The sequence below is a fragment of the Microbulbifer sp. MI-G genome (assembly GCF_030440425.1).
GTDB lineage: Bacteria > Pseudomonadota > Gammaproteobacteria > Pseudomonadales > Cellvibrionaceae > Microbulbifer > Microbulbifer spongiae.
In genome coordinates, this window is record NZ_CP098023.1 from 2366027 (window position 1) to 2387197 (window position 21171).

Annotated in this window: 18 protein-coding genes, 1 tRNA gene and 1 pseudogene; 9 read left to right on the forward strand and 11 right to left on the reverse strand. The window is 55.1% G+C overall.

All coding sequences use genetic code 11. The features are described from left to right. Window positions 1-17 precede the first annotated feature (17 nt). Genes M8T91_RS09870 through M8T91_RS09885 form a run of 4 tightly spaced genes read left to right on the forward strand, consistent with a single transcriptional unit; the run spans window position 18 to window position 3253 of the window. Window positions 18-677, forward strand: a complete 660-nt coding sequence (locus tag M8T91_RS09870) for an ASCH domain-containing protein (protein ID WP_301413918.1) — start codon at window positions 18-20, stop codon at window positions 675-677. Further along, the gene (locus M8T91_RS09875; RefSeq protein ID WP_301413919.1) at window positions 674-1828 is read left to right on the forward strand and encodes a hypothetical protein; all 1155 of its coding nucleotides are present in this window, start codon (window positions 674-676) and stop codon (window positions 1826-1828) included. The genes M8T91_RS09870 and M8T91_RS09875 overlap by 4 nt, the downstream gene beginning before the upstream one ends. After that, window positions 1825-2046, forward strand: coding sequence for an RNA-binding S4 domain-containing protein (locus M8T91_RS09880; protein WP_301413920.1), 222 nt, complete (start codon window positions 1825-1827; stop codon window positions 2044-2046). Before M8T91_RS09875 ends, M8T91_RS09880 begins: the two co-directional genes overlap by 4 nt. Window positions 2047-2050: 4 nt before the next feature. Continuing rightward, window positions 2051-3253: a tyrosine-type recombinase/integrase gene (locus M8T91_RS09885; RefSeq protein ID WP_301413922.1), complete on the forward strand. Its 1203-nt coding sequence runs from the start codon at window positions 2051-2053 to the stop codon at window positions 3251-3253. 80 nt (window positions 3254-3333) lie between these two features. Here M8T91_RS09885 and M8T91_RS09890 read toward each other — a convergent pair. The 5 genes from M8T91_RS09890 to pheS form a co-directional block, all read right to left on the reverse strand. Beyond that, a tRNA-Pro gene (locus M8T91_RS09890) sits at window positions 3334-3410 on the reverse strand. 123 nt (window positions 3411-3533) lie between these two features. Continuing rightward, window positions 3534-3887 (reverse strand): MerR family transcriptional regulator, encoded by a 354-nt coding sequence (locus tag M8T91_RS09895; RefSeq protein ID WP_301413923.1) that lies wholly within the window; start codon window positions 3885-3887, stop codon window positions 3534-3536. Then, window positions 3871-4173: an integration host factor subunit alpha gene (gene ihfA, locus M8T91_RS09900; protein WP_301413925.1), complete on the reverse strand. Its 303-nt coding sequence runs from the start codon at window positions 4171-4173 to the stop codon at window positions 3871-3873. The genes M8T91_RS09895 and ihfA overlap by 17 nt, the downstream gene beginning before the upstream one ends. Window positions 4174-4302: 129 nt before the next feature. Continuing rightward, window positions 4303-6678 (reverse strand): phenylalanine--tRNA ligase subunit beta, encoded by a 2376-nt coding sequence (pheT, locus tag M8T91_RS09905; protein WP_301413926.1) that lies wholly within the window; start codon window positions 6676-6678, stop codon window positions 4303-4305. 142 nt (window positions 6679-6820) lie between these two features. Then, window positions 6821-7843, reverse strand: a complete 1023-nt coding sequence (gene pheS / locus M8T91_RS09910) for a phenylalanine--tRNA ligase subunit alpha (protein WP_301413927.1) — start codon at window positions 7841-7843, stop codon at window positions 6821-6823. A gap of 375 nt (window positions 7844-8218) precedes the next feature. Between pheS and M8T91_RS09915 the strand changes: the two are divergent. Beyond that, a pseudogene (locus M8T91_RS09915) lies at window positions 8219-8386 on the forward strand (IS3 family transposase); the annotation flags it as partial. A 19-nt stretch (window positions 8387-8405) separates the two neighbouring features. Here M8T91_RS09915 and M8T91_RS09920 read toward each other — a convergent pair. Together M8T91_RS09920 and M8T91_RS09925 are read right to left on the reverse strand one after the other, a co-directional pair. Beyond that, entirely contained in the window at window positions 8406-8771 is a 366-nt protein-coding gene (locus M8T91_RS09920) for a VOC family protein (protein WP_301413929.1), read from the reverse strand. A 121-nt stretch (window positions 8772-8892) separates the two neighbouring features. Continuing rightward, window positions 8893-10116: a CaiB/BaiF CoA transferase family protein gene (locus M8T91_RS09925; RefSeq protein ID WP_301413930.1), complete on the reverse strand. Its 1224-nt coding sequence runs from the start codon at window positions 10114-10116 to the stop codon at window positions 8893-8895. A 138-nt stretch (window positions 10117-10254) separates the two neighbouring features. On the opposite strand from M8T91_RS09925, the gene M8T91_RS09930 reads away from it, so the two are divergent. Continuing rightward, the gene (locus M8T91_RS09930) at window positions 10255-10572 is read left to right on the forward strand and encodes an Mpo1-like protein (RefSeq protein WP_301413931.1); all 318 of its coding nucleotides are present in this window, start codon (window positions 10255-10257) and stop codon (window positions 10570-10572) included. Window positions 10573-10581: 9 nt separating this feature from the next. Here the strand turns inward: M8T91_RS09930 and M8T91_RS09935 are convergent, their stop codons facing one another. Continuing rightward, window positions 10582-12009, reverse strand: a complete 1428-nt coding sequence (locus M8T91_RS09935; RefSeq protein ID WP_301413932.1) for a TyrR/PhhR family helix-turn-helix DNA-binding protein — start codon at window positions 12007-12009, stop codon at window positions 10582-10584. Window positions 12010-12196: 187 nt separating this feature from the next. Here M8T91_RS09935 and phhA point away from each other — a divergent pair, with 187 nt between their 5' ends. The 3 genes from phhA (at window position 12197) to M8T91_RS09950 (ending at window position 15068) form a co-directional block, all read left to right on the forward strand. After that, window positions 12197-13003 (forward strand): phenylalanine 4-monooxygenase, encoded by an 807-nt coding sequence (gene phhA, locus M8T91_RS09940; RefSeq protein WP_301413933.1) that lies wholly within the window; start codon window positions 12197-12199, stop codon window positions 13001-13003. Between the two features lie 328 nt (window positions 13004-13331). Next, window positions 13332-13808 carry an Lrp/AsnC family transcriptional regulator gene (locus M8T91_RS09945; protein ID WP_301413934.1) on the forward strand — a complete coding sequence of 159 codons (477 nt, stop codon included), beginning with the start codon at window positions 13332-13334 and terminating at the stop codon, window positions 13806-13808. A 90-nt stretch (window positions 13809-13898) separates the two neighbouring features. After that, a complete protein-coding gene (locus tag M8T91_RS09950; RefSeq protein WP_301413935.1) occupies window positions 13899-15068 on the forward strand; it encodes a cation:proton antiporter domain-containing protein in 1170 nt (389 codons plus the stop codon). A 16-nt stretch (window positions 15069-15084) separates the two neighbouring features. On the opposite strand, the gene M8T91_RS09955 is transcribed toward M8T91_RS09950, so the two are convergent. Genes M8T91_RS09955 through M8T91_RS09965 form a run of 3 tightly spaced genes read right to left on the reverse strand, consistent with a single transcriptional unit; the run spans window position 15085 to window position 20907 of the window. Then, complete coding sequence (locus tag M8T91_RS09955) at window positions 15085-18240, reverse strand: efflux RND transporter permease subunit (protein WP_301413937.1); 3156 nt, start codon at window positions 18238-18240, stop codon at window positions 15085-15087. Continuing rightward, window positions 18233-19468 carry an efflux RND transporter periplasmic adaptor subunit gene (locus tag M8T91_RS09960; RefSeq protein WP_301413938.1) on the reverse strand — a complete coding sequence of 412 codons (1236 nt, stop codon included), beginning with the start codon at window positions 19466-19468 and terminating at the stop codon, window positions 18233-18235. The genes M8T91_RS09955 and M8T91_RS09960 overlap by 8 nt, the downstream gene beginning before the upstream one ends. Before the next feature lie 2 nt (window positions 19469-19470). Further along, window positions 19471-20907, reverse strand: coding sequence for an efflux transporter outer membrane subunit (locus tag M8T91_RS09965; RefSeq protein WP_301413940.1), 1437 nt, complete (start codon window positions 20905-20907; stop codon window positions 19471-19473). Between the last annotated feature and the right edge of the window lie 264 nt (window positions 20908-21171).

The following is a 21171-nucleotide window of genomic DNA, read 5'->3' on the forward strand; positions in this document are numbered from 1 at the left end:
CAGCGGAGGAAAAGCACATGAGCGAAATAGTAAAAGAGCGCCCAATCTTATTTAACGGGCCAATGGTTCGCGCGATTCTGGAGGGTAGGAAAACTCAGACGCGGCGCATTATTGGGTCAAAAAAGAAGCCTGTAGATATCTTTATTCAAGACACCCAATTTATTGACGGGAAAGAGCAATCATTGGGGTTTGAGGATGAAAATGGTGGATGGTTTGACACAGAGGAAATGTGCCCATATGGGCATAAAGGAGATCGTCTATGGGTACGGGAAACGCACCACCTGAGTCATCACAATGCACTCACATACAGGGCTGACTACAACCACAACCCATTTGATGAAGAGGAGTGCGGAGAAGACTGCTCAATGGTTGGGGAGAAGTGGCGCCCCTCAATCCACATGCCCCGCTGGGCCAGCCGCATTGATCTTGAAATTACCAATATCCGAGTTGAGCGTTTGCGGGAAGTCAGCCCAGAGGATGCCTATTGTGAAGGTGTCACTAGGGAAATGAGGAATGGCTTCGGCTATGCGTGCGATGAATCCGAGGAAATATTTAATATGCACCAGTCCAAAGAAACGTTCAGGTTTCTTTGGGAGTCAATACACGGAGAGGGAAGCTGGGATGCCAACCCCTGGGTATGGGTCATTGAATTTAAGCGGGTGGAGTCCACCCAGTGAGACTCTGGCAATCCCTCACCGGCATCGCCGCTCTCATTTTCTGCGGCACCAGCCTCGCCTTTACTGTGCAGCTGTGGATCGCTATACCCAGCACTACCGGCAGCCAGATAGTGGCCGGCCTTACCGCCGTTGCTCTGGAACTGTGCAAGTTCTCTTTCGCACCGCTCGGACTTTGGTTGCGCGCACAGGGACAGCTCAGTGGCCATGTCCTCCTCGCGCTCTGGCCATTACTGGTGATTATCAGCATTGTGGCCACCGTTGGATTTCTCGCCACACACAGCGAAGAACAGCAGCAGCGCAGTACCCAGGGCAGCCTGGAATACCAAGCGCTTAAACAGCAGCTCATCAGCATTAAAGAGCAGATCAACAGCCTGAATGGTCTGATCGCCACAGATGCCGCCAACGGTTACCGTCAGCGCGCCATTGATACCACTGCCCAATTGCGCGCCCTGGAAGCTCAGCGCAGCCAGATCATCAAGAGCCTTGCCACAGCCAAACCAGGCGCCAGTACCCATGGTGCATTTAACAGCCTGGCCAGCACGCTCAACATAGACCCCGTGCGATTACAGCACGTCGGATTCCTCGCCCTGGCAATCATCACAGATGTGGTAGGGCTGGTGGCGTTACTAGCGTTTAACGCTGCCTCAACGGTTTGTAAACGGTTGTCAACGGATGCTCAGCCGTTGTCAACGGCTTGTAAACGGCCGTTAACAACTTGTAAACGGCTGTTAACACGTTTGTTAACGGTCAGTAAATGGTCTCCAACGGAGCCGAAACGGTTGCCATCTGACGCTAAACAGTTGTTAACAGTAGGTAAACGGTTGTCAACGGAAGAGCAAGATTCCTCAACACACCCCCAACAGTTGTCAACGGTTTGTAAACGGCCCTCAACGCCAGCTAAACGCTTGTCAACGGTTGGTAAACGGCTTGTAAACGCCGATCTCAGCCAGGAACAGATTGATCTGGCCGACCGTATTTGCGCCGGTGAATTCGGTACCCGCCCCGTGTTGAGGCGCATCAACAACGCCGTGCGCGGCGGTAACAGATTCGTAAAACCCATTTTCGATGCCCTGGAGCAGGCAGGAGAACTCACTCGTGACGGCCATGGATTTTGTTTGGCTGAAAACCAAAGGATAGGAGAGCCGACATGACAGAACTGACTACCCACACCCGTGCCAACAAGGAATTTTTTGCCAAGGGGTCTGCACCCAGCCGAAAACAGTGGTGCGAATGGATTGAGCATGGTGCAGTTCGCGGTAAAGTAATAGACGGCAAACCGTACGTTGACGCCAACCACTTCGCCGCAAATGATTTCTTATCCCCGCTAAGTGAAGCTGAACAAGTCACCGCAATGGATTTATTGAGCTAAGAGCATGGCCAGGCCCAAAAAACCCCGCATGGTAGATGGGGTAGAGCTGGTGGATAATCTTTACCCGGACCCCCGCAAGCGCCCAGGCTATTACCGCTATTTACGCGCCGATGGTTCCAATAAAATTTTCCAGGCATCCTCTGTGGTGGATGCCAACAAGATAGCCTCTGATGCCAATACGATCAGGGACATCATCGTACCTCCCATCACACATAGCCCCAGCCGTCAGCAGCTGACCTACCATATCCCACTCTATATCGCCTATCAACAGCGTTTGAACCCTTCGCTTAGTGATAAGAAAAGCTGGAAAAATCGGGTATATGCCCTTAACCAATTTGCTGAGCAGTTTAACAAGTTCAGCCTTGGCCAGATTACCTGGGTAAACATATCGAACTGGTGGGATGAGCTTACTTTCAACCAACAGAAACTTCGTCATGCAGAGTTTAGAAAGCTGTTTAACTGGTTGATGTCTCAGAATCTCTTGCCAAAACTGAAATACAACCCGTTTACCACTGCCGATGATCGCCCTCGCATGCTGCCCAAGCAAAAACCCCACAAGACACGCAATACCCTGACACAGAAGGAATACTGGGCCATTTACCGCCAAGCCGGGGAAATGGAACTGGAGGGGCTTCAGATTGCCATGGCGCTGTCTTTGTTGACCGCCTGGCGCAGGGAGGATATATGCAATCTGCGCTGGGACAAGAACCTCAAGGGCCGCACCCTGCAACTGGTCATTGGTAAGTCTGCCGCACAGAAAGGATCTGCCAGAGCAGCGCGCCATGCTTGGAATCTTGCCCACTATCCTCAACTAGCCAAGGTCATCAACCGGGCACGAGAGCTGAGCCTGAAAAACCGTTGCTGCCCCTTTGTAGTTAGCCATTGGCCAAAGCGGAGAGTCTGGAACCAGGGAAAGGTACACATGGCCCAGATAATGCCTGGGCGCCTGAGCAACCTGTTTGCCGAAGCTCGCGATGCAACCGGGCTGTTTACTCGGTTGAATGAGGGTGCCCCACCCTCATTCCATGAAGTTCGCGGCCTGGCCTCCACCTTGTATCGAGTCGCAGGATACAAGGTCGAGGAGATTCAGGATCTCATGGCACATGAGAGCAAAGGCACTACGCTGGACTACCAGGACGAGGAAGCGCTGCCCTTCACACAGATGAATATCCGGCTGAGTGATGACGTGCTAGGAGGGGAGTTTTAGAGTTTTTGTGCAGGGTTTTTGTGCATTGTTGAATTCAATGCCTGCGGATTTCAGAATATTTATTGAAAACAACAAGTTATTGGTCGGAGCGGCCGGATTTGAACCGACGACCACCACACCCCCAGTGTGGTGCGCTACCAGGCTGCGCTACGCTCCGAAACTTTTCAATGCTATACTTCTCTCTAACTAGTTGATTTTAAAAGAAATAGTGGCCTAGCAAGGCGCAAATCATACAGGAGTGGCAGGGGATTGCAAGCCCGGATTGGAGTATTACTTTCAATTATTTTAGAAGGGTCAGAACGCTTTTCAGTTCCGCAATGACTTCAGTCATCACTTGCTGAAGCTGGGCGACTTCCGCCTTCTCACTGCCAACCTCAATCTGCTGGCGAGCCCCACCGATGGTATAGCCCTCTTCATACAAAAGCGCACGAATCTGGCGTATCATAATAACGTCTTGGTGCTGGTAGTAACGGCGATTACCTCGGCGTTTGACGGGTTTCAAGTGAGGGAACTCCTGCTCCCAGTAACGCAGAACATGGGGTTTGACGGCACAGAGTTCACTGACTTCTCCGATAGTGAAATAGCGCTTACCGGGAATCGCTGGCAATTCGGCTCCATCACTCGCTTCCAGCATATTCTTCTACTCGCGCCTTGAGCTTTTGGCCCGGTTTGAAAGTAACGACTCTACGGGCAGAGATGGGGATTTCCTCACCGGTCTTTGGATTACGGCCGGGGCGCTGACTTTTGTCGCGCAAGTCAAAGTTGCCAAAGCCCGAGAGTTTTACCTGTTCATTACTTTCCAGCGCATTGCGGATTTCCTCGAAGAAGTATTCCACAACCTCTTTCGCTTCGCGCTTGTTAAAGCCCAGCTCTTCGTACAGTCTCTCGGCAAGCCCGGCCTTGGTCAGTGCCTCTGTCATTGGATCCCACCAATTGATTCAGAGGCGTCGACTTCAGATCGCAAGCAGACCAAATTTCAGCAGCTTTCAACCCGATAGCAGACGCTCTCAGGGTGCAATTCAGCTTTCACCAAAGAGCATCATGCTCCATTAGCGCAAGCTAGCGTTATACATTTCTTCCAGTTTTCTGACTACCGCCTCTATAGCGGCATTGATTTCTTCGTCATTAAGGGTGCGTGACGAATGCTGAAAGGTCAAGCCCAATGCAACACTTTTTCTATTTAAATCAATGCCTTTACCCTGATAGACATCAAATATTTTGAGGTCGATCAAGGTTTCGTCAGCCGCTGCTACAGTGGTTTTCACCAAGCTGTCGGCGGGTACATCCGCATCGATCAGAAGGGCAAGATCTCGGCGCACTTCCGGGAACTTGGACAAGGGGCTGAAAAGAGGCACTCGCCCTTTACCCATGGCTTCAAGACTGAGCTCGAACACAAAGGCGGGCTTTCGAAGCGCTAGCTTCTTTTGTACCTGAGGATGCAGGGCACCAATTACCCCCACTTCGCCATTTCCGCGCATAATCTTGGCGGTTTGCCCGGGATGTAGTGCCGGGTGCTTAGCGGTCTCAAAGTGAAACTCTTCAGCTGCGCCAGTATGGGCCAGCAAAGCCTCAACATCAGCTTTGACGTCGTAGAAGTCCACAGCATCCCTGTTTCCCGTCCAATTTTCCGTGAGACGGCTCCCATAGGTCAAACCGGCCAACATTTGTTCTTGGCGCAGTTGGGGGCCGGGCACAAAGCGCAAGCCTGTCTCAAACAAACGCGCACGACTCTGCTGGCGATTTAGATTGTACTGCAATACCTTGCACAACCCCGGCAGCAAGGTTGTACGCATAACAGCCAGCTCTGCACTGATCGGGTTTTGCAGCGCAACCGGCTCTGCTAATGGATCAAACAATGCGGCACTGTCGCTGTCGATAAAACTGAAGGTAATCGCCTCGAAGTAGCCACGAGCCAGTAGGATCTGCTCCAATTCACGCTGAACAGTTTTGCTCTCGGGGCGCGGGGCGATTTCCAACTCGGCAGTAACACTTTCGCTGGGAATTCGGTTGTAGCCATACACACGGGCCAGTTCTTCGAGCAAATCTGCCTCAATCGCGAGGTCAAATCGAAAGCTCGGGGCGAGAAAAGTCCACCCCTCTTCATTTTCGTCGATTTTTTCCAGGCCCAGGCGGGTGAGGATATCGACGATTTCATTATCAGTCAGGGTAAAACCCAGGCCATCCTGAACCCGTGTTCGCCGCAGGGTAATGTGGCGTTCGGAGGGCATGGTTTCACTCAACTCGCGCACATGTACCGGACCCGGCTCACCACCAACAATATCCACCAGCAACCGGGTAGCCCGCTCGATAGCCTTTTCCTGTAAGCGATAGTCAACACCGCGTTCGAAGCGGTGAGAGGAATCCGTATGTAATCCATATGAGCGTGCTTTTCCGGCAATAGCAACCGGATTAAAGAAGGCACTCTCAAGAAAGAGGTGCTGGGTGTCTCGGGTTACCGAAGAATCCAGACCACCCATAATACCGGCTATTGCCAGGGGCTTTTCCTCATCTGCGATCAGAAGGGTGCCTTCTTGCAATTCGACCTTCTGGCTATCGAGCAAGGTAAGTACTTCATCAGGCTCCGCCAAACGCACTTTAATCCCACCGGAAAGCTTCTCCCGGTCAAAGGCGTGCATCGGTTGGCCAAGCTCCAGCAGGACATAGTTAGTGACATCAACCACTGGATCAATACTCCGCAGGCCGCTGCGGCGCAGGCGTTCCTGCATCCAAATTGGAGTTTGAGCCTTGATATCAACATTGCGGATCACCCGGCCCACATAGCGCGGGCAGGCGGCCTCAGCCAGCAGGGATACCGGTAGGCTTTCGTCATTCTGCTGGGATACAGGGCGAATTTCCGGTCCCTGTACTGCGCTGCGGTTTAGCACCCCAACTTCGCGAGCAATACCAGCTACACTGAGACAGTCAGAGCGGTTGGGTGTCAGGTCTACCTCTATCGTTTCATCGTCAAGTTGCAGGTATTCCCGCAAGTCGGTACCGGTAGGTGCCATTTCCGGCAACTCCCAAATACCGTCACTGCCTTCTCCAAGCTCCAGTTCCACCTGCGCACAGAGCATGCCGAAGCTCTCCACGCCGCGCAGTTTGGCCCTCTTGATCTCAATACCACCCGGCAGTTTCGCACCTACCAGAGCGAAGGGTACCTTGATGCCGATGCGGGCATTTGCAGCACCGCACACCACCTGCATCTCCCCATTGGGATCGCCCGCCACTTTACACACTCTCAGCTTGTCTGCATCCGGGTGCTGCTCACAGGCAACAATCTCACCAATAACCACGCCAGAGAAATCGCCCGCAACTTTTTCAACGCCTTCCACTTCCAAACCAGCCATGGTGATTTGATCAGCCAGATCCTGAGTAGTCAGCTCGGGATTTACCCATTCCCGCAGCCAGGAGTTACTGAATTTCATAGTTCATCTCTATTTCTGTATTCCAACAGTACAGCTTTATACGCAATTGGCTAAAAGCGCAAAATCTGCAGCAAAAGCAATGGTAATTTGGATTCGCATATCAATACGAGCAGCCCCACGCCACTCGCTCTCATGTGCTCAGTTAGAATTGTTTTAAGAAGCGCAGGTCATTATCAAAAAATAAGCGCAGATCATTGACGCCATAACGCAGCATGGCGAGACGCTCAATGCCAATACCAAAAGCAAAACCAGAGTATCGCTCGCTGTCGATATCACAGGCGGCGAAAACATTTGGATGCACCATGCCGCAACCGAGTATTTCCAGCCAGCCACTACCGGAGCACACACGACAGCCCTCCCCACCACAAGCAGTACACTGAATATCTGCCTCAGCAGAGGGTTCAGTAAAGGGGAAGTAAGACGGGCGGAAGCGCACAGGGACTTCTGCTTCAAAGAAGGCACGCAGAAACTGGTCGATACAGCCTTTCAGGTGGGCGAAGCTGATATTTTCTCCAATAACCAAACCTTCCACTTGATGAAACATCGGGGAGTGCGTGACATCTGAGTCGCAACGATACACACGTCCCGGACAGATAATGCGAAGTGGTGGAGATTTCTTCTCCATGGTACGAATCTGCACAGAGGAGGTGTGAGTTCTCAGCACAGTTGCCGGATCTATGTAGAAGGTATCATGCATCGCCCGCGCCGGGTGGTGCGCCGGAATATTCAGCGCTTCGAAGTTATAGTAGTCCTGTTCTATCTCTGGGCCGGTTTCAACGGAGAAACCGATACTCATGAAAAACGCTTCTACCCGCTGTAAGGTTCGGGTAATTGGATGGCAATGACCCTGCTCTTCGCCACGCCCTGGCAAGGTAACATCAATGGTCTCCAATGCCAGCTTCGCATCAATTGCCTCTTGTTCCAGCACAGTACGGCGCAGGTTAATTTTTTCCTGTACCAGGCGTTTAGCTTCGTTGATTTTGGCTCCCGCTGCCGGGCGCTCACCCACAGACAGCTTGCCCAGCCCCTTCAGAAGGGCCGTCAGTAGACCCTTCTTGCCCAGATAATCAATACGCACCTGATCTAATACGGCCAGATCGTCGGCCTTCTCCACCAGCCCCAAGGCCTGTTCAGTCAGGGGCTGCAACTCTTCTACTCTGTCCATAAAATAACAACAAAATCAATCAGTTAACAATTTTTGATGCAGAACAACTATCGATCATACTCCTACCGGGGGAGCATTATAACAGTGCCAGTCTCTTGCGCGCCTTCCTTTGACACCCTACAACCCAAACTGCAGGCAGTGCCTGGGGCTGTACAACCTATAGATCGCACATCGGCCCATATGCCTGCATCCATAGCCCTGTTGAAGAATGCCTCGCACAAAATAAAGTGAGCCACTTTCAAGAAGCAAGTATCTTATCCAGCAGCACCGAGGAATCATCCAGCCATAAATGCCCAACAGGACTGTAGTGGTCTACTAAACCCGGACACCAATTTAGATGGTAAAGTCGCCACCTGAGATAGAGGTGTTCTATGAAGCAAGTGGGTGCCGTCTCTCGGCTACGCTTCAATCGCTGCAGCGAGGCGAGATGTCAGCTACTATCTGATGACTTACTACAACTGGGAACGTCCACATCAGCATAACGATGGTGTGCCTCCCGCAAAGGCGGAAGAAAAACTTAACTTACTGTCCGGAAATAGTTGACCACTACAGAATAAGGCGGTTAATGGCTCGCATTCACTTCAACTTTAATGCCCACAGGGTCATAAAAGATCAGTTGTTCAATCCTCCCTCCAGGAACCAGCATCTGCTCGCAGTCAATACCGAGAGATCCCAAGCGTTCCTTTATAGGCTGCAGATCATCGGTATGAAAGGCAATATGATCCAGGTAAGGGGCTACCGGCTGCTCCTTGGTATCCCCTTCAATCAGATGTACGATGGGCCTGCCATTCCCATAGAGCCAGAAGCCTCTGCGAGCGAAGTGAGGGCGGTTGCCCTCAGCAAGGCCAAGAACTGCTTTATAAAAGTCCCGCACGCGAATGAGTATTTCCATGGGTGCGGCGATATTGAAATGATCCAGCTGCATCATATTCTACCCAGTTTGTTCATTGAAATGAGTGAGTATCACCGCCTCAATTTACACTCTAAATGCGGTCTATCCCGCGCTTGCCTGTGAACCCAGTTATCAAAACTATCTACACACAAAACAATTATAGAATCCCGTTTTCGCGCAACTTGGCAATCTGCTCGGCACTCTTACCCAGTAATTCTCGTAAAACTTCTTCTGTATGCTCTCCCAGCACCGGTGGGGCCTGTCGGTAGTCCAGGGCCGTTTCGGAAAAAATCACCGGGTTACGTACCGTTTTAACCTTGCCCGCTCTGGGGTGGTCCTGCTCAATTACCATCTCGCGCACTTGCACCTGGGGATCGGCAAACACCTCATCCAGAGTGTTAATTGGCCCACAGGGAACATGGGCGTCGCTTAATTGCTCCAACCACCAGGCTGAATCCTGCTGGCGAGTCGCCTCTTCGATTTGCGGGATCAGTTGGGCGCGGGCGATAACGCGCGCTGCATTAGTAGCATAAGCTGGGTTATCGGCGATATCTGCTATTCCAGCGATATCGCAGAAGCGTTTGAACTGGTCATCATTTCCCACTGCCAGCATAAAATAGCCATCTCTGGACGGCACCGCCTGATAGGGCACAATATTGGGGTGGCCAGTGCCCTGTCGCTCAGGATTTTTACCAGAGGTCAGGTAGTTCTGTGCCTGGTTGGCGAGCCAGGCCACTTGGGTGTCTAGCAGTGCCAGATCGATATGCTGTCCCAGCCCGGTACGCTGACGATACACCTCTGCTGCGAGGACTGCGGATACGGCGTACATACCCGTCATCAAATCGGCGACGGCAACCCCCACTTTTTGCGGTCCGGCGCCGGGCTGGCCCTCCGCTGCGCCGGTGATACTCATAAGACCCCCCATACCCTGGATCATGGCATCATAACCGGCATGGTTTTTATAGGGACCAGTCTGGCCAAATCCGGTGATAGAGCAATAGATCACAGCGGGATTAAGCGCCTTGATAGACGCGTAATCCAGGCCATATTTTTGCAGGCCACCCACCTTAAAGTTTTCCAGCACTATGTCACAGTGCGCTGCCATCTGCCTGATCAAATCCTGGCCCGCCTCAGTGGTGATATCCACGGTAACAGATTTCTTGCCGCGGTTGGCACTGAGGTAATAAGCCGCATCGGGGGTCTCATTACCCACCTTATCTTTCAGGTAGGGAGGACCCCAATGGCGGGTATCATCGCCGCGCTCCGGTCGCTCCACTTTGATCACTTCTGCACCAAAATCGGCGAATACCTGGCCGGCCCAGGGGCCTGCGAGAATACGACTGAGATCAAGGACTTTTAAATGCGCGAGCGGACCTGCCATAACTTCCTCTTTTACTGGTTTCAGGGGCAATCCCAGGAAAAATTATGCGGCAGCCTAGCAGATAACCCACGACAGCGCCCAGCTTGGAAAGCTGCGGCAATCGCCGTACACTGGGGCGAAAACAAAAGGAGGTGTAGCATGAATGCTCTGGAAGCCGAAAAATTCCAATCCTTTCGCGACTTTTATCCTTTCTACCTACAGGAGCACCGCAATCTGACCTGTCGGCGTCTGCACTTTGTGGGCACTGGCCTGGTTATTGCCTCTGTATTGTTGGCAACTGTCACCTTCAATCTGCTGTGGTTGGCAGCAACCCCCATTGCGGGATACGGTTTTGCCTGGATCGGACACTTTTTCTTTGAACACAACCGGCCCGCCACCTTCAAATACCCATTCTACAGCCTTCTGGGCGATTTTGTGATGTTCAGGGATATGCTGCTTGGGCACATCGCCCGTTGAGCAGTCCCTTTACTTTTTCTGCATTGACAAGCCGTATTTGCGCAACTTGTTAGCAACCGTGGTGTGAGAAATCCCGAGTTCCTTTGCCAGTTCTCTGGTAGAGAGACGACTGGCAGCCAGATCGCCAAGCACCGCCCGCTCCAACTGCTCCATTATTTCCCTGTATGTGAGCCCCCGGCCCCAATTTCGCCAGGGCAACAGAGTCTGTGGAATCAATTCAGGCACATCCTGTCTGTCAATGCGACAGGTACCGCGCCTTCGACAGTGGGCAGCCGCAGCCATTAGATAATCGCGCAGACCATGAAAGTTCTCTGGCCAGTCGTGCCGCCTGATCAGATCCTGTACCGATTCATCCAGATCCAGCGCATCTAATTCTGGGTACTCCTGCCGCAAAAGCGTTGTAGCAAAGCGTTCAAGTGCCGGGCGCATCTTGCGTAGAGGCGGCAGTGTTATGGCCAGGGATGAAAACACCTGCGCCAGTGCTGGCGCCAGTGTGTGTACGTCGCCACATGTAGCCACCAGGCGAACACCTGCCGGCAATTCCCGTAACTGCCGCCGCAGCCCGATCTGGGCTTTCTGACTGAGGTGATGCACATCCTCCAGTATCAAGGTCCCCGTAGCGTGCAGGTGGGTTGGAAGCACAAAGCGCCCTTCACAGGGCACAATACGAATACAGCCCGCGCGGGCAGCCGAGGGAGACAAATAATGCACCGCACTGGCAAAAGTACTTTTACCAGTGCCGCGCTCCCCCGCAATCAGCAGCGGTGCGGTCAATGCCGCCAGATCCCGCAACTGTAAACAGCTCTGTCTGCGCAGGTCAAAATCCCAGAGCGCCATTGCGCGGAGTGGCTGGGGGATAAATGCGCTCTTTTCTCGGGCCTGCAAGCGCAATACCGCGCCCGCCATGGAATCCACTCCAGAGGGATTCTCTCCCAGGGCAATAGGAGACCAATTGAGGTAAAAATTCTGTCCGCGCACCACTGCCTGTAAGCCGTAGCGGGGTACGGAAAAATCCCGCAACAACTCCGCCACCTGCATCAACGGTAGAAAGCGCTGCAGTTGCATTCCCGGCACCCGGTCCAGACTGACTCCAAAAACCCGTGCCGCAGCGAGATTGGCGGCAACTACCCTCCCCTCCCGGTCCACACTGAGGATTGGATCGGTCACGTGTCGCAACAAGGTATCCAGTTCAAAGTAGCGCCGCTCCAGGGGCAAAAGTGTGATGCGCCGCACCCGCTGGACACCCGGTACCCGGTAGAGGGAGCGCTCTATGCTCTGATACTGGGTCGAGAGCATGCCCGGCGCCAATAGATAGACCTTGTCACCACTGTCTCCTCCAAGTTCCCCGGAAGTGACATTTATACGATATTCACCGAAGATTTCCATGATTTCATGGAGGATACCCACTCTGTTCGCACAAGTTATCTCGACTCTCACCAAAGCTCCCGTAAAGAAATCTTTACAAGAAGTGTAAATAGATCACCCCAGGCAGTGCAATAGGGCGTTCACAGCCCTCCCCTCCGGGCGATCAACTGACTAAAAATAGGGATAGGTATAACAACAACGGTTTAGTGACAGGCTGTTAGACCCTTTTACTGGAGAATGGCCTGCGGGAGACAACGGCATGAAAAAAGCAACAGCACCGAAGAGCAGCAAGTACACAGCACGCGAGCCCAACGCTCAGGGCTTTATTGACTACACAGACCGGGAACATCACACCTGGCAGCGTCTGATCGAACGCCAATTGGACGTTCTTCCCGGCCGTGCCTGCGATGAATATATGCGCGGACTGGCACTTCTGGACCTGCCCCGTGAACGCATCCCGCAACTGGAGGAAATATCCCGCGTGCTGCGCCGGGAAACCGGCTGGGAAGTCGCAAGAGTACCCGCGCTGATTGGTTTTGAGACATTTTTTGGCCTGCTGGCCGAGCGCAAATTCCCGGTAGCCACCTTTATACGCACTCCGGAGGAATTTGACTACTTGCAGGAACCGGATATCTTCCACGAAATCTTTGGCCATTGCGCCATGCTAACCAACCCGGCCTTTGCCAATTTCACTGAAAAATATGGCCAGTTGGGCCTCAGTGCCTCACCCAAGGAGCGCGCTTACCTGGCCCGCCTTTACTGGTTTACGGTTGAATTCGGCCTGCTCAAAAGCGAGGATGGGCTGCGTATCTACGGCGGTGGCATTTTGTCCTCTCCCAGGGAAACCCTATACGCCCTGAGCAGTGAGCCGGAGCACTTTGATTTCTCTCCTCTGAGCGCCTTGCGCACACCCTATCGTATCGATATTGTTCAACCCATTTACTATGTGTTGAACAATCTACAACAGCTGCAGGATCTCACTGAAATTGACCTGATGGCCAAGGTGCACGAAGCCATTGAACTGGGCCTGTTCGAACCCCGCTTTCCACCGAAAAGCGCAGCCTAAACAGCAGCCGGTGCCGGGCGTCCCACCGCATCGCGGCACCGGTCAGCTCCTGCCTTGCCGGTCAATCGGCCTTGTAGTGCCCCGCCCGTCACCACCCTGCCAAATACCCTTGGAAACATTGCAATCCGGGAAAATTCCACTACCAGCACAGTTGGCCTGAGCCTATCGTTACAAAACGTGATGGAGTAAGAGGCCAACGCCCTTCAAGCAGCGATCGTCCTCTCTACCACCGCAACACACAACTACCGCAGGGGCGGCAAGCCAGTGACGGTGTGACAATGCGCGCAAGGACTCAGGGCCCCGTGGTTTTTGGGAGCACCGTAGCATTATGTCCTCACTTGACGCGATTGATAGACAACTGCTTGCTATTCTGCAATCTGACGTCAGTCTTTCCATAGAGGAGCTGGCAGAGCGTGTGGGGCTCACCAAGACGCCCTGTTGGCGCCGAGTGCAGAAGCTGGAAAAAAGCGGGATCATCCGCCGCAAGGTGGCCCTGCTCAATGCGGAGATGTTGGGGCTGCCGGTATCGGTATTTGCCCAGGTGAAAACCGGTCAGCATACCCCGGAATGGGCGGACGCCTTCGCCGAGCATGTAGCCCAATTGCCGGAGGTGGTGGACTGTTACCGCATGGCTGGCAATTATGATTACCTGCTCAGGGTGGTGGTCAATGATATTGCCGCTTATGATCGTTTTTACAAAGGGTTGATTCGCCGCGTGGGTATCAGCGACATTATTTCCAACTTTGCCCTGGAGCAGATCAAGAGCACGACAGAATTGCCTATTCCTTCGGATAAGCAGGAGTGATTCCCGCACAGAGAGCGGTGACAAGGTCTTCCGGCGGTTCGCCTGTCCGTGGATAATGAGGGATTCTCGCCCACCAATTAGGGATGACCTGTGGCGGAAAGCGCCTTATTTCAATCCTTTTTCCTGATTTTCAGCGGCGCTGCGATTGTCGCCTCTCTGGCATTATTTGGCCGCCAGCCCCTGCTTGTTGCCTACATCGCCCTAGGTATTCTGCTGGGGCCATCGGGCCTGGCGGTGATCGATAACCTGCAGCTGCTTTCAGACATGTCCAGTGTCGGGATTATATTCCTGCTGTTTTTACTCGGCCTGGATATGCAGCCCCAGGCACTGGTATCGGTACTGCGCAAGGCCACGTTTGTGGGGCTGGTGAGTTGTACGATCTTTCTCGCCCTCGGTTTTGGCATCGGCTGGCTATTCGGCTTTACCCCTTTGGAGTGCTGGGTCATCGGTATGGCCCTGATGTTCTCCAGCACCATTATTGGCATCAAACTGCTGCCCACTACTGTGTTGCACCACAAACACCTGGGAGAACTGATGGTGGGATTGCTGCTGTTTCAGGACTTCGTGGCCATCCTTTGCCTGACAATCCTGCTCAGCGACAATATCGGCAATATGCACCTGGGACAACTGGCTCTGTCCTACGGCTCACTGCCTCTGATAGTGATGCTTGCCTGGGGAGTGGTGAAATACCTGCTGTTGCCCCTGTTTACCCGTTTCGATCGCTTTCACGAGTATGTTTTTTTACTGGCCATCGGTTGGTGCATGGGCATGGCGGAACTGGCGGAAACCCTGGGCCTGTCGCGTGAGATCGGGGCTTTTATCGCCGGCATTACCCTGGCTGCCAGCCGTATCTCCCAGTACATTGCCCTGAGTCTGAAACCCCTGCGGGATTTCTTTCTCATCCTGTTTTTCTTCAGCCTCGGTGCCCAGTTTGACCTGGCAATGCTGCCGGAGATACTGGTTGCGGCACTGGTCACCACAGCGGTGGTTCTACTGGCCAAACCAGTGGTGTTCCGCTACCTGCTGGGCAATCAGAGCGAACAGAAAGTACTGGCCTGGGATATTGGCTTTCGCCTCGGGCAGATCAGCGAGTTTTCCCTGTTAATCGCCCTGCTCGCGTGTGACCGGAACCTGATCGGCAGCGCTGCCTCCCATCTGATCCAGGCCACTGCGATACTGACCTTCCTGGTGTCATCCTATATCGTGGTAATGAACTTCCCCAATCCCATCGCCATCAAAGACGAGTTGCGCAGAGACTGACGTGGCACAGCGCTGTTTATCGTATGCCAGCCAGTTGCCGCCCCAACAGCTGAAGACCATTTTTCAGGCGGTCGAAAATCCGGGGAATATCCTTGGCGAACATCAGGTACAGACAGGGAACCAGCAACAGGGAGATGGCAGTGGCCGCCAAAATACCGTAGCCAAGGGAAATCGCCATAGGAATCATAAAACGTGCCTGCACCGAGGTTTCAAAAATCATTGGCATCAGTCCGCAGAAAGTGGTCACTGTAGTGAGCACAATCGGGCGGAAACGGCGCGCGGCGGCGCGCTTGATGGCACTGTCTATTCCGGCCCCCTCCCTGTGCAGGCGGTTGCTGTACTCAATCATCACCAAGGTATCGTTGATCACTACCCCAGCCAACGCCACCATACCCAGCAGGCTGACCATGCTCAGCCCATAGCCCATAACAAGATGGCCCAGTATGGCTCCAATCACGCCGAAGGGGATGGCAACCATGACAATCAATGGCTGCAGGTAGCTCTTCAGGGGAATGGCCAGCAACAGATAGAGGACCGCCATCGCCAGTAGGAATGTCAGACTCAGGGAGGCGAGCCCCTCTCGCTCGTCCGCCTGGCGCCCTTCGTAGGAAATACTCAGACCGGGAAATTCCATTTGCATCTGCGCAATCACATTGCGATCCAATGCATTGATCACCAGCGCCGCCTGGTCACTGGGTTCCACATTGGCGGAAACCGTTAACACCCGCCGGCCCTCGCGGCGATTGATGGTGGCATAGGCGCGCCCCTGCGACACCTCCACCAGATCCGGCAATGGCAGCCACAGACCATTGCCGGCACGGATCATGATGCTGGATACATCCTCCATACTGATCCGTTCGCTTTCCGGCAGGCGCACCATTACTTTGACCTGGTCGCGGCCGCGCTGCTGCCGCAGGGCTTCGGCGCCGTACAGGGCCGCGCGCAACTGGCGGCCAATATCCTCCGCCGACATACCCAGGCTCTTGGCACGCTCTGTCAATGTCAGATCCAATTGCGACTTGCCCTGGGAGATACCGACATCAATGTCGCTGACATTGGGGAACTTCTCCAGTTCTTTACCCAGGTGCATAGCCGCGCGCTCCAGCATATCGGTATCGGTATGCCGCAGCTCCACGGTGAGAGAGGCGCCCGCTCCGGGACCGCCCCGGTCTGCAGCGGTGATTGCACTGAGCGCCCCCGCTATTGGGCCCGCCTCCTGCCGCCATGCGCGCACGAACGCGCCGGTGGAAAACGTGCGTTGGTCCGAGGGCACAAAGTAGGCGTCCACCTGTACCGAATCGTTGCGGATCAGCCCACGAATACCGAGAAATACCCGGTCGCGGTCGTAACCCTCCAGCACCCGGTCGGCAGCATCCATAATCTGGCTGCGCGCTTTTTCCAGCTGCTGTTCGGCGGTGCCGCTGGGAAAGGTCACCTGGAAGCGACCGGAATCCCGTTCCACCCGCGGCATCAGTGTGAAGCCCATACGACCGCTGGCAGCATACCCCGCTACGACCAGCAGAGTGGACAGCGCCACCGCAATGGTGGTGTAACGATGGCGCACACAGAGGTCGAGGAAAGGGCGAAAGTGTACCCGCACAAAGCGGTCCAACCCCTGCGCCAGCACTTTCTGGCGCGCGGCGAAACGACGCGCCCTGCGACTTTTGTACCGGCGGCGGGAGTGGGCCAGGTGTGCCGGGAGGATGAACAGTGCCTCCACCCAGGAGATCACGAATACAAAACCCACCACAAAGGGAATCACCCCAAAAATCTTGCCCATAAATCCGGGCAGTGCCATCAGGGGGATAAAAGCCACAATATTCGTGAGGATGGCGAAGGTCAGAGGCACCGCCACCTGCCGCGCGCCGGCCACCGCCGCCTGCAGGTTGCTATAACCCTTCTGGCGCCACTCATGAATATTTTCCCCCGCGATAATCGCATCGTCCACCACAATACCGAGGGCGATAATAAAGGCGAACATGCTCACCATATTCACGGAGATATCGAGCCCCGGCAGGAACAGCAGGGCACCGAGAAAGCTGGTGGGAATGCCCAGTGTGACCCAAAACGCAAGGCGCAGCTCCAGAAATGCCCCCAGCACGACAAACACCAGTAAAAGCCCGATAAAGCCGTTTTTCAGCAGCAGCGACAGTCGCTCCTTGAACAATTCCGCGTCGTCGTCGCGAATACTCAAGGACACACCCGGTGGCAGCCTGTCCTCCAGTTCCGCAATCACCGCCCGCGCCGCCTCGCTCACGCTCATGGGGGTCTGCTCGCCCACACGAAAAATCCGGATACTCACCGCCGGCTCACCGTTAAAAACCATGCTGCGCGCTTCATCCACCAGTGCATCGCTGACCCTGGCAATATCGCGAAGATACACAGCGCCTCCCTCCCTGCCCTGGGCCACCACAATATCGCCAAATTCCCGCGCCCAATCCCGCCGCTCGGTGACCCTGACCAGTATTTCACCGGCTGTGGATTTAACCCCACCTGCCGGCACATCCACCGCCCCGTTGCGCACCAGCGCCGCCACCTCCGCCAGTGTGAGCCCGTAGCGGCGCAAGTCGTCCCGACGCACTGCGATCGACACCTCCAGATCCCGCACCCCGGAAGTTTCCACCTGGGTAATCTCGGGGTGTGCCTCCAGTCGATCGAACACCAGCATGGCCACAGTGCGCAGGCTCCGGTCATTGAGGTCGCCATGCACCACCAGATCCATTACATCGCGTTTTCGCTCTGCCAGGCTCACCCGGGGCCGCTCAATATCTGCAGGGAAGGTCGTCACCCGATCAATCGCCTGCTGGACATCCTGGTAAACCTGGTTGGCGTCGGCATCGCCCTGCAGCTCCAGAGTCAGCGAAGCCCCACCCTCGGAGGCCATACCGCGCATCTGCTTGATACCCACGATACCCTGCACCGCCTGCTCGGCAGCCACCAGCACGCCCCGCTCAACCTCCCCCGGACTGGCGCCGGGATAGGAAATGGCAATGCTGACAATATCCAGGCTGAACTCCGGGAAAACCTCTTTTTTCACCACAATGGAAAAAATCAGCCCGCCAACAAGAAAGACCAACATCAACAGGTTGGCTGTTACAGAGTTGCGCGCCATCCAGGCAATGGCACCGGAACGGGTATCAACCTCCCGGCCACTCTTTTTGAACTCAGTCATCGGCGCCCCCGCTTCCGCTGCTGCGCACACGCTTTTCCGCAACCTTCCGTGCGGATACTGCCGCCTCTGTTCCGAGGGGCTGCTGTGCCCTGACCTCAGCAGCAATGCGCACCGGCATGTCCTCGATTACGTTAACCAGCCGCGTGGTTACCAGCGTCTCACCGCCGTTCAGGCCCTGTTCCAACAGCGCGTAGTCCCCATCTGTATAGGCCACCTCTACCGGCAGTACCCTTGTGCGGTTGTCTTTGACCACCCACACCCTGTTGCCATCCTGCAGGGCAGTAAGGGGGATTCGGACGCTCTGTTCTTCACTTTGGGAAACAATCTCCACTCGGGCAAGATCATTCAGCAGCAGCTGTGGCTGGCCCGGATTGCGCACAGACAGGGGGTCCTCCAATTCCACCAGCACACTGGCAAGCCTGCCCTGCTCTTCCAAAACCGGAATTGTGCGCACAAATTCACCGCGCCGGAAGACGCCCTGGGGCCACTGACTGCCATAGATACGCACCTCATTAGTGGCCGTGGTTAATCTGTGCAGCTGTGCCGCCGGCACTTCCACCGCAATCTGAAAGCGATCGGCACTGGCGAGACTATAGAGAATATTCCCCGGCGCCACGCGGTCACCGACATCGACCGCCCGCGTCACCACCAGTGCATCGAATGGTGCACGAATACGGGTGAGGCGCAGGTCACGCTCCGCCAGCCCCACGCTCACTTCCGCCGCCTGCACCCGCGCCTGTGCTTGCGCCAGTTGCGGCTCGCGCAGCACCAGAGCGCGATCCGACTCCGGCAGCGAGGTACCTAGCAGGGCATATTCTTCCAGTGCCACCTGTTGCTGGCCCTGCTCCTGCTGCAGTTCGGCACGGCGCTCGGCGAGACTGCTGCGTGCAGTCTGCAATGCCAATTGGTAGGGCTCCGCCTCTATGCGCAGCAATACCTGGCCTTTGGGTAAAATAGACCCCGGTCCCAGGCCATAATCCAGCCATTCCACCGCTCCCTGTACCTGTGGCTGTACTTCTGCCAGCTCCCTTGCAGAGACCTTGCCGAGGGCACTGAGCGTCAGCGGGAAGCGACCGCTCTCGGCCACTGCCACCTCTACAGCGGGCGGTGGCACGCGACGCTCACTGCGCGCTATACTGGGTTTTTCCCGCAACATCCAACCGGCAACCTGCAACGCTGCCAGCACCAACACTACAGGCACAATCCAGCGCCAATGGGTTTTCTTCAAGATCAATTCCTTCCCTCCAGATACAGCGCCAGATCCACGGGCCCTGGGGCGGGGAGGTCCGCCTGCGGCAATCCTCCGGAAAGCGCGCGGTAAAGCGTTACACGGTTCTCAAGCATTTCACGCTCGGCAGCAAGCACCTGCCTGGCCAGGCTCTGCTGTTCGGTGGTCGCGGTGAGCAGATTGAGAAAATCGACTGCGCCGCGGGTATAGGCGCGGCTGCGGCGCTGGACAATCAGATCGGAAAGGTCCTTGCGCTCACGCAAATGCACCAGTTCCTGCGTCAGCGCATGCTCGCGGATCAGGGCCAATTCCACTTCCGACAGCGCCTGCTTCACGGTACTGCTGTACAGGGACCAACGTTCCTGTAGCGCAGCCTGTTCCTGATCCCGCGCCGAAGCCAGGGCACCTCCGTCAAAGAGCACTCCTTCCAGGGAAACGGCAACCGCCAGCAGCCAGTTTTCAGTGATATCACTGATCAGGCTGGTGCCATTGCTGGCAACGGCAGAAAGGCCCAATACCGGCAGCCGGTCCGCCCAGGCCTGGTCCGCAAGGTGGTACCCCTGCAACAGGTTGCGCTGGGCCTCACGCACATCGGGCCGGCGCAACAGCAACTGGGAGGGAATGCCGGTATCCGGCAGGGCCGGCAACGCCGGCAGACCCGCGATTTTGTGGATAGCCTCTGCGAGTTGCACCTCAGTGGTACCGAGCAGCGCTGCCAACTGGACTCTGAGTGTCTCGATATCGGCTTGCACCTCCAGCAGCACCTGCTCAGACTGTCGCACCAGTTGGCGCTGCTGCAGCACATCGGCGGCATCGACGATACCGCGCCCGAATCGCAACTCCATTATCTGCAGTGACTTGCGGTTGGTTTCCAACTGCTGTTCGAGCAGATCCAGCTGGCCCCAGGCTTCACGCAGTTGCAGCCAGGTAGCGGATACTTCTGCGGCAAGGCTCAGGGCAGCAGTCTGAAGGTTTTGCGCCCGGGCCAAAAACCCTGCCTCAGCGGCGCTGGCGCCAGCACGCACCCGCCCCCATAAGTCCACTTCATAACTGGCGGCAACTCGCGTACTCCAGCTATTACCTTCGTTGGACTCATCGATAAAGTCTCCTGAAGAAAAACGCTGTTGGGTATTTTCAGTCTGAGCAGTCACCCTAGGCCAGAGCCCGGAACGGGCACCACGGGCCACTGCAGCTGCTTGCTGCAGGCGCCAGTAACTGGCCTGGATATCCGGGTTATCCTTCAGCGCAAGCAGCACCAAGTAATCCAACTGCGGGTCATCGAAGCTGCGCCACCAGCGCAATTCGGCGGCGACGGTGCCGGAAGCGCGAAAATTTGCCGGTAACTGCAACTGATTCCCGGGCTGGTCAGTCTGGATCGTCTGGGATGAACAGCTGGCGAGAAGTGGAATACAAATTGCCAAAATCCGATAAAAGCGCAAGGAATATCACCGAAAACAGAATGTAAATTGAACAAAAATAAAGATTTATTGCGGGCATTATCTCGCCACATAACCCCCTCGCAAGGCGATTTACCCTTGTTTACACAAGGGCTTAAAGGCCCGGGAGAATTTTGTGGCCTGTGGGAGTGCCCCCGCACAGTTACTTAGGTATGATGCGCCACACTAAACTGTAGGGTCACCGGGACACGCTGCGGGCTTGAAGCACCGCTTCTAACGGTGTACATCGATAACAGAGGTAAATAG